At 56.0% G+C, this 13787-nt stretch carries 10 protein-coding genes; 7 read left to right on the forward strand and 3 right to left on the reverse strand.

Translation table 11 applies throughout. The features are described from left to right. The first annotated feature begins 75 nt into the window (after positions 1–75). Positions 76–477 carry a hypothetical protein gene (locus tag ACF8D4_RS21595; protein WP_028779543.1) on the forward strand — a complete coding sequence of 134 codons (402 nt, stop codon included), beginning with the start codon at positions 76–78 and terminating at the stop codon, positions 475–477. A 50-nt stretch (positions 478–527) separates the two neighbouring features. On the opposite strand, the gene ACF8D4_RS21600 is transcribed toward ACF8D4_RS21595, so the two are convergent. Together ACF8D4_RS21600 and ACF8D4_RS21605 are read right to left on the reverse strand one after the other, a co-directional pair. Next, complete coding sequence (locus ACF8D4_RS21600) at positions 528–3239, reverse strand: hypothetical protein (RefSeq protein ID WP_392465204.1); 2712 nt, start codon at positions 3237–3239, stop codon at positions 528–530. 160 nt (positions 3240–3399) lie between these two features. Continuing rightward, positions 3400–6120: a hypothetical protein gene (locus ACF8D4_RS21605; protein WP_392465206.1), complete on the reverse strand. Its 2721-nt coding sequence runs from the start codon at positions 6118–6120 to the stop codon at positions 3400–3402. A 278-nt stretch (positions 6121–6398) separates the two neighbouring features. On the opposite strand from ACF8D4_RS21605, the gene ACF8D4_RS21610 reads away from it, so the two are divergent. From ACF8D4_RS21610 to ACF8D4_RS21630, 5 genes are all read left to right on the forward strand, one after another. After that, positions 6399–7685, forward strand: a complete 1287-nt coding sequence (locus tag ACF8D4_RS21610; RefSeq protein ID WP_107005137.1) for an acetyl-CoA hydrolase/transferase family protein — start codon at positions 6399–6401, stop codon at positions 7683–7685. Between the two features lie 95 nt (positions 7686–7780). Then, positions 7781–11044 carry a winged helix-turn-helix domain-containing protein gene (locus ACF8D4_RS21615; protein WP_392465207.1) on the forward strand — a complete coding sequence of 1088 codons (3264 nt, stop codon included), beginning with the start codon at positions 7781–7783 and terminating at the stop codon, positions 11042–11044. A gap of 18 nt (positions 11045–11062) precedes the next feature. Beyond that, a complete protein-coding gene (locus ACF8D4_RS21620; protein ID WP_392465208.1) occupies positions 11063–11416 on the forward strand; it encodes a DP-EP family protein in 354 nt (117 codons plus the stop codon). A gap of 347 nt (positions 11417–11763) precedes the next feature. After that, positions 11764–12696, forward strand: coding sequence for a sensor domain-containing diguanylate cyclase (locus ACF8D4_RS21625; RefSeq protein ID WP_025011740.1), 933 nt, complete (start codon positions 11764–11766; stop codon positions 12694–12696). Between the two features lie 10 nt (positions 12697–12706). Further along, positions 12707–12991, forward strand: a complete 285-nt coding sequence (locus ACF8D4_RS21630) for a hypothetical protein (protein WP_167716843.1) — start codon at positions 12707–12709, stop codon at positions 12989–12991. Here ACF8D4_RS21630 and ACF8D4_RS21635 read toward each other — a convergent pair. Then, on the reverse strand, positions 12961–13566 hold the full coding sequence (locus tag ACF8D4_RS21635) for a histidine phosphatase family protein (RefSeq protein WP_392465210.1): 606 nt from the start codon (positions 13564–13566) through the stop codon (positions 12961–12963). The genes ACF8D4_RS21630 and ACF8D4_RS21635 overlap by 31 nt on opposite strands. Before the next feature lie 73 nt (positions 13567–13639). Between ACF8D4_RS21635 and ACF8D4_RS21640 the strand changes: the two genes are divergently transcribed. Then, positions 13640–13777 (forward strand): hypothetical protein, encoded by a 138-nt coding sequence (locus ACF8D4_RS21640; protein ID WP_392465212.1) that lies wholly within the window; start codon positions 13640–13642, stop codon positions 13775–13777. The last annotated feature ends 10 nt before the right edge of the window (positions 13778–13787 follow it).

The following is a 13787-nucleotide window of genomic DNA, read 5'->3' on the forward strand; positions in this document are numbered from 1 at the left end:
GGCCCGGTTTGCCGCCCGGGCCTAAAACGGCTAGAATTTTCGCCGCATAAATCAATTGAATATAGGATGTTTTACATGAATGGAGCGGGAGGGAGTTCCGGCGGTGTCGGTCAATTTTTTATTGGCCTTATCATGATGTGTGGTGGTGGTTACATGCTGCTCAACGCCATTAGGGTATCCAGCAGTTTTGGTCTGGGCACCCGCTTGTATGGTGTCCCCGCGTTTGGCAGCCAGTGGGGGATCACAGGTGGTATGATCCTGGTGCCCTTTATTCTGGGGGTTGGGATGATTTTCTATAACGGCAAGAATATTCTTGGCTGGTTATTGGCGATTGGCTCTATCACAGCGATGATCTTCGGGGTGATCTCTACCATTCACTTTAGCCTGCGCAGCATGAGCAGTTTTGATCTCTTGGTGATCCTGGTATTGCTGACAGGTGGCATAGGTTTGTTCCTGCGCTCACTCAAAGGCAGCTGAGACTATCTCAAAGAGGCGTTGCCGCGCTAATCGGCAACGCCTCTTTAGCCTTAAAACAACTTGCCCAGCACACGCTTGACGACGCTCGACTCGTCTTGCTTGAATGGCTCTGCGTTTTCTTCGGTCAGACAATCAAACTTGGCGATGATTTCCAGCAGGCGTTTGCGCTCATCTGCGGTCAGCAGCTTGGACATATCCGGCAGCCGCTGCTGGCTGGCCAAGTGAATAATGAAAGACTCAGGTTGCCGCCCTTCGTGCATGGCAAAATACACAGTGGCCTGTGGCGTCACACCTATCCTATCCAACCAGAGTAGCGCCCAGAATTCCTTGTCGGCTTCAAGCTGCAGGCTCACATCGACATCGCCTATGCTTGAGTGCCCAAGCGCTTCATCCTGCCAACGCTCGGCCATATTCAGATGGCCTTCGGCAACCAAATGGTTGACATAGGCTTCCCTGACACTGGGACAGCCCAACCAGTGCAGCCCTCGTTTCCCAAGACCGCTGAGAAACAGTGCCAGTCGCTCTCCCATCTCGGTAGGCAACAGCCAGACAAAGTCTGCCACGCCAACCTTGCCGCGATAATCGCTATAGGGATCCCAACCTTGTAGAACCGGCAGTTTCAAGGCTTGTGGTGTCAGGTTTTCCAAGCCTTCGCCGCTTTGCAAATAGGCCTGTAACTTGTCATAGACAGCCTTCGCCGCTGCCGGTTTGAGTCTTTGCTCCAGACCACGTTGCAGGCTGAGGTTAAATAGCTCAAAGGCTTGCTGCGGCAAGGGGCGCTCCGGGAAACAGGCCTTGAGATCGGCAATAAACCCCAGCATGGCCGTTTCATCGCAATAGTTTAGGGCATCCAACAGCTTTTGCTGAGCCAGCCAATGGCTGCGGCCTATCATGCTGTTATCTTCGGGATCGCCTTCGGCAAAGCTTGCCAATCGCTCCAGGTAACGTTGCCAGAAGCGCTCGTTGGCCGGCGCATAGCGCGCGATACGCCTGTCTTGCAGCAAAGTATGGGCATCCAGCTGCGCCTCGCTGACTCCCAGTGCCAGCAGTTTTTGATGCAGGCTCTGCTCTGTCTGCGGATCATCTATGGCGGCATATCCCTCATAGTTTGCGTAAAACTGACTGATGCGGCTGATAAGCACCATAGGCGCCAGTTTCAAAAGCAGTTGCCAGTGGCGCTTGGCCAGGATCTGCAGTTCGGTGTGAGCCTGTGGCAGTTGGCTATTTAATAGGAAAAACAGGCTGAGCAGGCCGCACTGGAAACCATCGTCCGGGAAAAACAACCAGTAGGCCGCTTGATGCTGGCTTATCTGGCTTCCGCGGGTTCCGCCATCCTTGTCCAGTAGCGAATCGGCAACGGCGGCCATAGTGCCTGCATCCTGCTGCTCCTTGGCCTCAGTGAGCCAGGCCTTGAGTGTCAAATGCTGCGGATTATCGCTATTGAAGCTGCCACCATGCCGATTGAAGACACGCATATAGGCAGTGAGGAAATGCTGCTCCAGCCAACCAAGCAGAGCCTGGGTTTCTGCCGCTGTGCACTCGGGGCGGACGAGCCGATAGGCGGCATAGGCAACGCCTCCCAGGTGGGTCGGCAACTTGTCCAGTGCCGCCGGCAGACGATCGGCAATGGCTGCATCCAACTGTGCGAAGTCACTTTGCTTGCAGGTATGGCTAAGCAGGAAAAAAGGCAGCTCTTCCAAGCTGGGTAGTTGGCAGTCGCCTTGAGTTTGCCCGGAGCTCTTGCCACTTTCCTGCTCTGTTTGGGCGCCGCCGGTATCGGTTTTATCCTGCTGCCAGGGGGCGAGTCTGTCGTCCATCAGCCAGGCTTCGGCAACCTGTGCCTTGGGCTCAACGCCGAGCGCATCCTGCAGCGCCAGCGCCTCATCTTCCACCCTGTGCCCCAAGATCAATTGCTTTTTGACCTGATCCCGCCACAGCTCAGTGTCTTCAAGTTCCGCTTCTACCGGCCAGTCGTCCAGGCTGTAGAAGAATTCCAGTATTGGTTGGGTTTCTTCCTGCGTTTGTTCATCGGCATAGGCCAGCAGCGGGGTTTGCTCCAGACGTTTGAGCAGCTGCGCCTTAAACCAGGCGTAATCGTCAGCATGCTCGGTAAAGTGTTCCAGCAGGCTGGGGTTGACTGGATCACCCTCGGCGGTTTGGAAAAAACAGCGGCGGCTCTGTTCGCCATCACAGTGCAGATAGGCGTGGATCAGTTCGCGGCGCCAGCCGAACTCCTCTACCAGTTTGCCCAGCAGTTCCACGGGTGTGTAGCCGCTGTCCAAATCCCAGTAAGGCACTAAAAAGGCGGCCAGATAATGACTCAGTTCGGGATATTGCCTGGCCAGCATGTAGAGGGCTTCCACCCCGAAGACGTTGTAGTCATCGAGAAAGAGATCGCTAAAGTCGTTACGACTGCGGGAGAAGGCCACCATGGCCTCGGCTGTTGCCTTGATCTCGTCCAATAGCTCGGGGAAGTTCAGCGCTGCGGCAAACAGCACGGCTTCAGTGCAATATTTAAAGGTGTGGTGCGCTCGAGCGGCGCTGAGTGCATGCACCAGCAAGTTGCGGTTGCCGCCGGCATCGTCATTGCTGAGTGGCTGCTGTTGCTCGTTGACAAACTCGATGTTGAACAGCAGGGAGCCTTCAAGACGAAAGGCGCTGCCATCGTGCAGGTGTTGCCGGTATTGCTGCAGCGCCTGGGCGATGCTGGCGGGATCTTGTGGCTTGAGGCTGATGCTGAGGGTTTTGTCGAACTGGGACATATTGCTTCCTTGATATTAAATTAATGCTTTTGCCGGTCGCTGCCTGTAAGGCACTTCCTGTTAAACAACCGGCGACCGCGCCATGAGTCAGGGCGCGGCAGTTATCCTGTTATTACTCGTTTATTGGGGGGTTCCCAACTGCTTTTTATCAATGCCTTCCTTAAGAGCCTTGCGCCAAATCTTTGGCCAGTTGCCGGACCGCGGCTGACTCGTCTTGCAGGAAGGAGCTGAAAAGCTCGGCGTCAACCCCGGCTTGTGCCAGCAACTTCAGCAGTTGTACACGTTCGTCTATGGTCAAGAGCTGCGAGGTCTCCGGCAGTCGGCCCTCATCGGCCAAATGTTTGAGGAAGGGCGCCGGGGCGCGGCCTTGGCTTACGGCGAAATAGACAGTGCTCTGCGGCGCTACGCCTATGCTGTCGAGCCAGCAGAGGGCCCAGTTTTCCTTGGCAACCTGAAAGGCTAACCCTGTGTCATAGTCGCTGTGACGCTTGTGTCCTACGCTTTGATCTTCCCAGCGTTGCGCCATTGAGAGACTACCCTCAGCAATGAGGTGGTTGACATAGGCCGTCTCCACACTCGGCCGGTGAAGCCAATACAGGCTTTGGGTTCCAAGGCCTGCGAGAAACAGGGCCAAACCTCGCCCCTGCGCTTCGGGCAATAGCCAGACAAAGTCGCTAAGCTCAGCCGCATCGGCGGGGTCGTCCGAGCGGCAAGGCACCCAGTCCTGTAACTCGGCCGTGGCTTGGGGCGTCAAGGGCTCAAGCCCTTCGCCCGACGCCAGATAAGCCTTGAGTTGGCGGCAGAGGCTTTGCGCCTGCTCTTCGGTAAATGATTTGCTGAAGCTTTGCCGCAGGCAAAGATCAAACAGTTCGAAAAACGCCTGCGGCAAGGGAGTCTCGGGGAAGTTGGCCTTGAGATGGCCAAAAAAGTTCAGCCTCGGCAGCTCGCGGCCAGAGTCAAGCGCTTGCAACAGCTGCTGTTGTTGCTGCCAGAGGCGGCGGCCTATCATGCTGTTATCCTCTGGGTCGGCTTCGGCAAACCGGCTAAGCCTGGTGATATAACTTTGCCAGAAGCGTTTATCGGCCGGGCGATAGGCAGCCACTTGTTGTGCTGTCAGCAGGCAATGAGCATTGAGCTGCGCCTCGCTGACACCCAGCTTGAGCAGGTTTTGCCGCAATTCGGCCTCGATATGCTCATCGTCAATGGCCGGATAGAAGGCGTAGTCAGCCCAGCAATAATAAATTTTTTCAATCAGTTGTAGCGGATCCAACGTCAGCCATAGCTGCCAGTGCCTTTGTGCAAGGGTTTTCAAGGCCTGCCACTGCGGCGCTTCGAGCTCCGGGGTGCAGAGCAGGAAATACAGTGCCAACAAGCCGTTTTGGAATCCTTTATTGGCATTGGACCACAAGAGTGCAATACGCTTTCCGTCCTTACTGGTATAGAGTATCTCAGAGGCAATTTGAGCCATCTTGGCAACATCGCCCTCTGTGTCTATATCCGTGAGCCAGCTCTTGAGAAGGCGATGTTCACGCCTTTTCTTTTGGTACTCTCCGCCCTCATAGAAGATATGATGCTGAAACTGTAATGGCAGATGCTGCGCCAGCCAGCGAAGCAGCGCCGCGGCCTCGTTGGTCTTGTCGGCTTCCGGGCTTAAGCTGTTCGGCGAGTTCAGGCGGCTCAGGCGATAGGCGGCATAGGCGCAGGCGCCAAGGCTCTTGGGCAGTTCGGCCAGCGCGCAAAGCATCGCCTCTCCCACTTCGGCATCCAGCTCTTCCAGCTCACCAATCCTGAGATAGTCTTCCGGCTCTTCCAGGTCATAAAATAGCGCGGCATAGTCAGAGCCAGGCTCGCTATCATACTGATCCCAGTCATCGTCCTCTGCCAGAGCCTGCTCTTCCACGTTTTGCCATAGACTATGACGGTCGTCTTCCCGCCAGGCCTCAGCCACTATTACCAGAGGTTGGCTCTGCTCGCTCAGCTGCGCCAGCAAGGAAAGCGCTTCATCCTCTACCCGGCGACCCAAGATCAATTGCTGCTTGACCCGATCCCGCCACAGTTCAGTGTCGTCAATGTCAGCCTCTACCGGCCAGTCGCCCAGACTGTAGAAGAACTCCAGTACCGGCTGGGTTTGTTCAAGCGGTTGTTCATTGGCATAGGCCAGCAGTGGCGTTTGTTCGAGACGTTTGAGCAGCTGCGCCTTAAACCAGGGGTAATCGTCCGGATGCCGGGCAAAATGTTCCAGCAGGCTGAGGTTGACTGAATTACCCTCTGTGGTCTGGAAAAAGCAGCGGCGATTCTGTTCGCCGTCACAGTGCAGATAGGCGTGGATCAGTTCGCGGCGCCAGCCGAACTCTTCCACCAGTTTGCCCAGCAGTAACACAGGTTGGTAGAAGCTTTCCAAGTTCCAGTAAGGCACCAGAAAGGCGGCCAGATAATGGCTCAGCTCGGGATATTGCCTGGCCAGCATGTAGAGGGCTTCCACCCCGAAGACGTTGTAGTCATCGATAAAGAGATCGCTGGAGTCGTTGCGGCGGCGGGAGAAGGCCACCATGGCCTCGGCTGTGGCCTTGAGCTCGTCCAATAACTCAGGAAAGTTCAGCGCTGCGGCAAAGAGTACCGGCTCGGTGTAAAAGCTGAGTCTGTGATCCCGGCGGGCAGCATCTAGGGCGTGTTCCAACAAGGGGCGGTTGGCACCGGCATCGTCACGGTTAAGCGGCCTTTGCTGCTGATTGACGAACTCAATATTGAACAGCAAGGAGCCATTGAGCCGAAAGGCGCTGCCGTCGTTCAGGTGTTGCCGGTATTGCTGCAGTGCCAGGGCAATGCTGGCGGGATCCTCTGGATTGAGGCTGACGCTGAGGGTCTTGTCGAACTGAGACATACTACTTCCTTGAAACTTGAGTCCTGCCCGGGCACAGCTACTCAGTGGAACTTGCAGCTGCAGCCTGGGGCCCGGCTAGTCTAACGACTGAGACCTTGAGGGTAAACGCCTTATCCGCCGCAGCGGCATTTTTGTGAAATTGGACGTGGCTTGAGGCCCAGTGTGGCGTAGCGCCCACTTTCCACCGGCAAGGGGCCTTGGCTGGCCGCCAGGGATTGCCCTTCCCAAAGCAACTGGCTAGGGTTAGGAGCAAATCACCGAGCTAATAAGGAAGCAGCATGGCGCCAAGAGTTTGTTCCAGTGCATTGGAAGCGGTATCCCTGATAGGGAATGATGAATATATCTGGACCCACTCTATGGGAGCCACCCCCAGAGTCTTGCTGGAGGCGCTGGCACAGCATGCCATGACGCGGCAGAACCTGACCTTGCTGCAACTGCATACCGAGGAAGCCGAGGCGTTGAGTGTGCCCGAGCTCAAGGGGCATCTGCGCCATCGCTGTTTCTTTGGCGGCGCCCCGACCCGCGCCCTGCTGGCCAGTGGCGAGGCGGATTATGTGCCTGTCTTTTTATCCGAGGTGCCCAAGCTGTTTCGCTCCGGCGAGCAACCCATAGATACGGCGCTGGTACAGGTGTCACCGCCGGACAGCCATGGCAACTGTTCGCTGGGGATCAGTGTCGAAGCCAGTCGCGCCGCTTGTGATGTGGCCGGCCGCATCATAGCCCATATCAACCCGCAAATGCCGCGCACCCATGGCGACAGCTTTGTACCCTATGACCGCTTTGCCGCCGTGTATGAACAGAGTTCGCCTTTGCCCGAACACCCCATGGCCGGAGCCGATGCCATCAGCCAGGCTATCGGCAAGCATGTGGCCTCTCTGGTTGAAGACGGCGATTGCCTGCAGATGGGCATAGGTGCCATTCCGGATGCCGTATTGGGGCAGTTGGCAGACAGACGAAACTTAGGGATCCACACCGAGCTGTTTTCCGACGGCATTCTGGCGCTTTATCGCTCCGGGGCGATTAACAACAGCCGCAAGAAGGTGCATCCGGGGAAGTTGGTCACCGGCTTTGCGCTTGGCAGCCGCGCCCTCTATGACTTTGTCGATGACAACCCCGAAGTACTGTTTCTGGATATAGAGCAGGTTAATGACACCTCGGTTATCCGCCGCAACCCGCAGGTAATGGCCATCAACTCGGCGCTGCAAGTGGATATTTCCGGCCAGGTGTGCGCCGACTCCATAGGTACCCGAATCTATTCCGGGGTAGGCGGGCAGATGGACTTTATTCGCGGCGCCGGTCTCTCTCCCGGCGGGCGCTCGGTTATCGCCCTGCCGAGCACGGCCGCCAATGGCGCGGTTTCCCGTATCGCGCCTGTGCTGAGCCCAGGTGCCGGGGTGGTGACTACCCGGGCCCATGTGCACTATATTGCCACCGAATATGGTTGTGCCAACCTCAGGGGCCGCAGTATCCGCGAGCGGGCCAGAGCCTTAATCGACATAGCGCATCCGGATTTTCGCGAATCCCTGTGCCGGGAGACATTCGAGCTCTGGGGTTTGAGTATTTGAGTTAACGCTCATTACGTAAAATTTAACGCTGTTATCATGGTGTTAACTTTGTATACCGGGTAAGATGCGGTCAATCTCTTATCGCGGTAGGTTCCATGAGCGACAGCAGCTTCTTTTTGGGTGATTGGCAGATCGATCCCGGCAGCAATAGTTTGCGGCTGGGAAAGCGCCTGCGGCAGTTGGAACCCAAAGCCATGGATGTGCTGCTGTATCTGTGTCGTCGCAGCGGCGAGGTAGTCAGCAGCGATGAGCTGCTGGATGCCTGTTGGCCCGGCAGCGACACGGGCGATAACCCGCTGCACAAGACCATCAATCAGCTGCGCCGGGCGCTGGACGACAAGGCCGGCGATCCTTCTTTCATCGAAACTATCCGCAAACGCGGCTATCGAATTGTAGCCGATGTCCGTTTCCCCATCGGCCACGAAGCCAGTTTGCCGTCGCTGGCCTGGAGCCTGGGCTCACCATTTCCCGGGTTAAAACCCTTCAGCGCCGATTATGCCGGGGTGTTTTTCGGCCGCAGCGAACAGATCAACGCCTTACTGGAACGCATAGCCCGGCAGATTAAACATGGCCGCGGGTTTTGCTTGCTGCTTGGCCCCAGCGGCAGCGGTAAGTCATCACTGATCAACGCAGGCATTTTGCCCAATCTGGCTTCGCCTCAGGGCTTTCACGGCATAGGCCTGGCCTGCTATTCGATACTGGATCTGGCCGATGTCGCCGTAGATCAACTGCTGCTGGAGTTGGCCGCCGCCATGCTCGACTGGGAGCTGGACGATGCGCCGGTATTGGCAGGCTACAGCGCCGAAACGCTGGCTCACGCCCTGGAGCAGGATATCGACAGCCTCTGCGCCCAACTCTGCCAGGCGCTGCCGTCCCAAAGTTGGCAGAAGCCGAGGTTCGGCCTGTTTGTCGACCGCCTGGAAGTGCTGCTGTCATCGCCGCGCTTCTCGGCCGAAGCCCGTGAGCAGGGGCTGGCGCTGCTCGACACCCTGGCGCGTTCCGGAGCCGTATTGCTGCTCAGCGCCTGTCGCAATGAATTCTACCCTCAGGTGGTTGCCAGCCCCAGCTTGATGGTGGGCAAGGGCAATGGCGCCCATTTCGATCTCTTGCCGCCCAGCCGTCAGGAACTGTTGCAGATGATACGCTTGCCGGCCGCAGCCGCAGGCTTGAGTTGGGAATTTGACCCTGAATCGGCACTGGGCTTGGATGAGCTGCTGTGCCGTGAGGCCGCCAGTAACCCGGATGCCCTGCCCATGTTGCAGTATATGCTGCAGGCCCTGTATCTGCAGCGCGGTGACGACAACCAGTTGCAACTGGCGGTTTATCACCGCCTGGGTGGGCTGGCCGGGGCTATAGGCCAGGCCGCCGAAGATGCCATCGCCTCCTTGTCGAGCTCGCAAAGGGCGGCCCTGCCGCGGGTGCTGTCGCTGCTGGTGACCCTCAGGGAAGATGAGCAGTCGGTCACCAGTCGCAGTGCCAGATATTCCGAATTGGCCACGGATGCCGAGCGCGCCTTGGTACAGGCCTTAGTCGACAGTCGGCTGTTTGTCTCCCATCTGGAGGACAGCGAACCCGGTTTCAGCATAGCCCATGAAGCCTTGCTCAGACGTTGGTCCAGGGCCAGAGACTGGATAGATAGCCACAGGGAAGGGCTGGCGGCCAAGGCCAGGCTGTTCCATCAGGCCAGGCGCTGGCAGCAACAGCAGTGCAGCCGCGATTTTCTGCTGCCCCAGGGCAAGCCGCTGACCGAAGCGCTGGCGCTGAAAAACGATCCCCTGCTTGAGCTGGATCCTGTCAGCGAAAGCTATGTTGCCGCCTCCAGCGCCAGAGGGCAGCGCCAGCGGCGCCTCAAGGGCGCGACCTTCATGCTTTTATGTCTCTTGACCCTGATCTCGGTATTCATGAGTTATCGCAGCGTTGAAGCCGAGCAGCAGGCGCAGGCCAAGCGCCTGGCGGCAGAAGACTTGCTGGGCTTTATGGTGGGCGACTTTGCCGACAAGCTGCGCAGCATAGGCCGGATGGATCTGCTCGATGGTGTCAGCAACAAGGCGCTGGATTATTTTCGCGAGGCCGACAGCAGCCTGAGTGAGGCGGCGCTGTTTCGCCATGGCCAGACACTGGAAGCCATGGGTGAGGTGGCCTATTCCCGTGGCCGGGTGGATGAAGCGGAAAAGGCGCTGCTGGCCGCCAGAGACAAACTCTTGCCGCTGCTGTCCGGCAGTACAGATCAGCAGGAGCTGTTAAAGACCCTTGGCGCCAATGCCTTTTGGCTTGGGCAACTCAAGTATGATCAGAGCGATTGGCAGGGCACCCGCCCCTGGTTCGAGGCTTATCTGCAACATAGTCTGGCCATGTACCGACTGGCACCGGACAACAGCGAAGCGTTAATGGAACTCTCCTACGCCCACAATTCTCTGGGGTCCTTATCGATGGAGCAGCAGGACTTCAGCAAGGCGCGCCAGGGCTTTGAAGAATCGCTGCGGCTCAAGCTGATCGCACTGGCCGAGTCGCCGGATGATCCTCAGCGTCTGGCCGATGTCGCCAATGCCCGCTCATGGCTAGCCAGCGCCGCCAGTGCTGAAGGGGATATTCAAGGAGCGCTCTCTATTTACGCCGAAATAGAAAGTTCACTGAATCAAAGGGAGTATTTGAGAGAAGGATATCTGCAAGACAGGCTGGCCCACAGCCTAATGAGAAGCGCCAGATTGCTTAAAGTCTTGGGGCTACAAGAACTGGCTTGGCAACAGCTTGAAAAAGCACTGATTGCGAGAGAGCTGGCTTTGGCTGAAGATCCTGGAAATCAGCAATGGAATTATGATTTATGGGTACTTAAAGGGTTTCAGCTAGCGCTGCTTCCTAAGGCTGAAGCGAAATTAACAGGTTTGGATGATGTTAAGAGCCTATATGATGAGATGTATGCGGCGACAGCAGAAATAAACCATCAAAAAAAGGAGCTGCTTGTGGCCATTTTTAAGGTATCTGCTGCGGAGCTGTTTCTACAGGAAGGAGAAGTTGATCTAGCATTGAGTTATGCAGAAGAAGCCAAAGATATTTTCTATAGATTTGGGAAGTTATCTCCAAACGACACTAGTTATTTAAGTTGGTATGCCGCAGCAGAACTACTCATATTGAAAATTATGGTAAATAAAAGTGGGAAGGCAGAGGAAATTACGGACAGGTGTCAGAATTTGGCGACTAGACTAATCCCTATGGTTTCTAAAAACAAAGAGCCTCAACTTACTGTTCCTTATATTCTTTCTATGGAGTGTCAAAATAGACTTGAATCAGTTGCGCCTTTAGTCGATGAACTCAAAAAAAATGGTTTTCAGATAGAAAGCTTTACTCAAAACATCAATTAACTCAACAAGGATGAAGCTATGTCAGTACCCGTAAAAAATATCATTGTCACCATTACTCTGGATGATAACCGCGTGCCTCAGTTTGCCTATGAGCCAGATGGTCCTGTAGTGGTAGATGAACCCAACACTCATATTATCTATAAGCTGCAGGACAAGACAGATATGGATCTGGCCTTTGTCGGCGCTTCTTTCGATACCCCCTTCGACGGCATTATCGATGCGGTCAAGACCGAGGCCCCGGACATGCTGATACTGATGGACACCAACTCAGTGGTGGGCAAGACAGGCTTTAGGCTGATCCTCAGCAACAGCAGCAATACTCTATTGGTTTCCAGTCAGGATCCCGAGGTTATCAATAAAGAAGTTAAATAGCACATAACTCAGTTTATTTACTAGCTGTATTTAATGACCTTTGACTACGCTAAGAAAGTGAGGGCTTGCTCTCTAATCTTAAAGCTGTCACTAAGGATATAAAGTAATTATTCCCTCCGATCCGTGCCGATCGGGGGATTCTTTCCCGCCCGAACAGCTCCTATGGTTGCCAATAATTGCCGCATTTCTGTGGTTGGACGCCTTTCCTACCTACAGAAGGTTGGAATTATTAACGATATTTTTCAATGAATTACATCGTAAGCTTATCAGAAGGTTTGCCTTGTACGTACGCGCTAGAGTTATCCCTGTCGAAATTGAACAACCCGTAGGTCGGGAGGGAGAACAGCATGGCAAGCCCCTACAGCAATGAAGCTGGTTTTAGTCAGTGTGAGTGTGACAGCGAGGCTCTGGCGACCCTGATTGAGTGCATGCAGCAACCTATGGTGCTGGCCGATGGTGAGGGCAAAGTGTTGGCGGTGAACTCTCCGGCGGCCGAGCTGCTGGGCGATCAGAGCGAAACCTTTGCCGGTGAATTCTGGCATACCTGGTTGGCGGCGCCTTACCGTAGCCGCTACGCCAGCATGTTCAGCAGCCAATACGGTCGCCAGGTACCGCTGCAACATGGTCCCTGGGAGGTATTGCTCAGACGTGTCGATGGGGTGGAGCTGCCGGTGAATCTATCGCTTTCCTTTATTCAGGGCTTGCTGCCGCTGTTTGTGATTGGTTTGCATGATCTCAGCGGTCACAGGGATGAGATTAAACGCCTGTCCACCCTGGCGGCGACCGACTATTTGACCGGACTGGCCAATCGCCGCACCTTTACCGAGACACTGGAACGCCAGTGGCAGCAGTGCGTCGATAAGCACAAGCCCATCAGCACCTTGATCATAGATGCCGACCATTTCAAACAGTTCAACGATCAGCATGGTCACCTGATGGGGGACGAATGCCTGAAATTGATGGCCAAGACCATAGCCGCGGCGTTGCCATCGCCCCAGTGTCTGGCGGCGCGTTTTGGCGGTGAGGAGTTTGCCCTGGTGTTGCCCGGATTCAACAGCGCCATGGCCTGGGTGGTGGCCGAGCAAATAGCCGAGGCCATTCGTAGTCTGGACTTCGTCAAATTGGGGCTAAGCCGTGAGGTTTGTGTCAGTGTCAGCCAGGGGATTGCCACTGAGATCAATGGCCAGTACCGCACGGCCGAGGCCATGCTCAGCGCGGCGGACACAGCCCTGTACCGGGCCAAGAGCGATGGCCGCGACAGGATCAAGTTATCCGCCTGAGGAGGAGAGGATGAACTGGTATGTGATGACGCTGATGCCCAGCGCCCGGGAGCGGGCCGACTGGTTTGTCGATATTCAGCTGCGGCGCTACTGCCATTCGCCGAAAAAAGCCGCCCTGAGACTGTGGAAGGGCTACTGCACCGAGCCTTTGGTAAGACAGCTGCTGAGCGACTTACAACAGATAGCAGCGGCTGAGGGGCAACTCCAGGCGGAAGAGCAGCGCTATTTGCAGGCCTTGTTGGCCCACTTCGACTGGTTGGCGAGTCAGCAACAGATGCGTTTGAGCCTCTCCTGAGCCTCACTGTGAAAGTGATAGAGGGCATCCTGAGGTTTGTCCTGACGCCAAAGTGCCTTGTCATCCAGGCCCAGCAACAGGGCGCGCAGGACAATCCCTGTCAGGCCGTGCGACACAAGGATCACCCGCTCCGGGGTTGCCGGATCGGTCAGCCAATGTGCCAGCCGCTGTTGCACCTGGAGTAGTGTTTCTGCGCCCGGGCCCTGCAGATACCAGTCATTGCGCCCGGCAAGCTCGGGTCTGGCGGCGTGGATATCGGCGACCCGGGTCTGCTCCCATTCACCTAAACCGCACTCAATCACCCTGGGCTCGGTAATAATGGCGCCGGGATCCCGGCAAAGCACTTCTGCCACCAGAGTCGCCGTTTCCATGGCCCTTCCCAGCGGGCTGGAAACCAGCTGAAATTCTTGTTCAGGATTTCTTGCCGATTGCAGTCGTTGTTGCAGGACAACACCATAAGCTCTTGCCTGCGCCCTGCCGAGTTCGGTCAGCGGTGAGTTACAGTGTCCCTGCAGCTTACCGGCGGCATTAAACTCAGTCTGGCCGTGGCGTAGTATAAATATTTCCTTTGGCATGGCGGTCAATTCCCGATACTGCTTAAACGGTTGGCTGCGAAAGAGGGTACTCCCCAGCTGGGGAAGGAGCAAGTTGGAGCTGAATACTAGTGGCCCACTTGCCATGGGCTTCCTGTCCATCTGCACCGCAGGTGATGGGCTGCAGCTTAGCCAGCAGCTAAACCAGCAGATAAACCCAAGGTCATTGGTGAGTTTTTGTCTGAAGCAGTGATAGCCGCTGT

The sequence above is a fragment of the Shewanella sp. YQ_9 genome, assembly GCF_043103185.1.
Lineage (GTDB): Bacteria > Pseudomonadota > Gammaproteobacteria > Enterobacterales > Shewanellaceae > Shewanella > Shewanella algae.

Bases quoted from the DNA above. Each gene is read 5' to 3' on its own strand.
- ACF8D4_RS21610 (WP_107005137.1), top strand. From the start codon at position 6,399: ATGGCGCCAAGAGTTTGTTCCAGTGCATTGGAAGCGGTATCCCTGATA.
- ACF8D4_RS21625 (WP_025011740.1), top strand. From the start codon at position 11,764: ATGGCAAGCCCCTACAGCAATGAAGCTGGTTTTAGTCAGTGTGAGTGT.
- ACF8D4_RS21595 (WP_028779543.1), top strand. From the start codon at position 76: ATGAATGGAGCGGGAGGGAGTTCCGGCGGTGTCGGTCAATTTTTTATT.
- ACF8D4_RS21605 (WP_392465206.1), bottom strand. From the start codon at position 6,120: ATGTCTCAGTTCGACAAGACCCTCAGCGTCAGCCTCAATCCAGAGGAT.
- ACF8D4_RS21635 (WP_392465210.1), bottom strand. From the start codon at position 13,566: ATGCCAAAGGAAATATTTATACTACGCCACGGCCAGACTGAGTTTAAT.
- ACF8D4_RS21620 (WP_392465208.1), top strand. From the start codon at position 11,063: ATGTCAGTACCCGTAAAAAATATCATTGTCACCATTACTCTGGATGAT.
- ACF8D4_RS21600 (WP_392465204.1), bottom strand. From the start codon at position 3,239: ATGTCCCAGTTCGACAAAACCCTCAGCATCAGCCTCAAGCCACAAGAT.
- ACF8D4_RS21630 (WP_167716843.1), top strand. From the start codon at position 12,707: ATGAACTGGTATGTGATGACGCTGATGCCCAGCGCCCGGGAGCGGGCC.
- ACF8D4_RS21615 (WP_392465207.1), top strand. From the start codon at position 7,781: ATGAGCGACAGCAGCTTCTTTTTGGGTGATTGGCAGATCGATCCCGGC.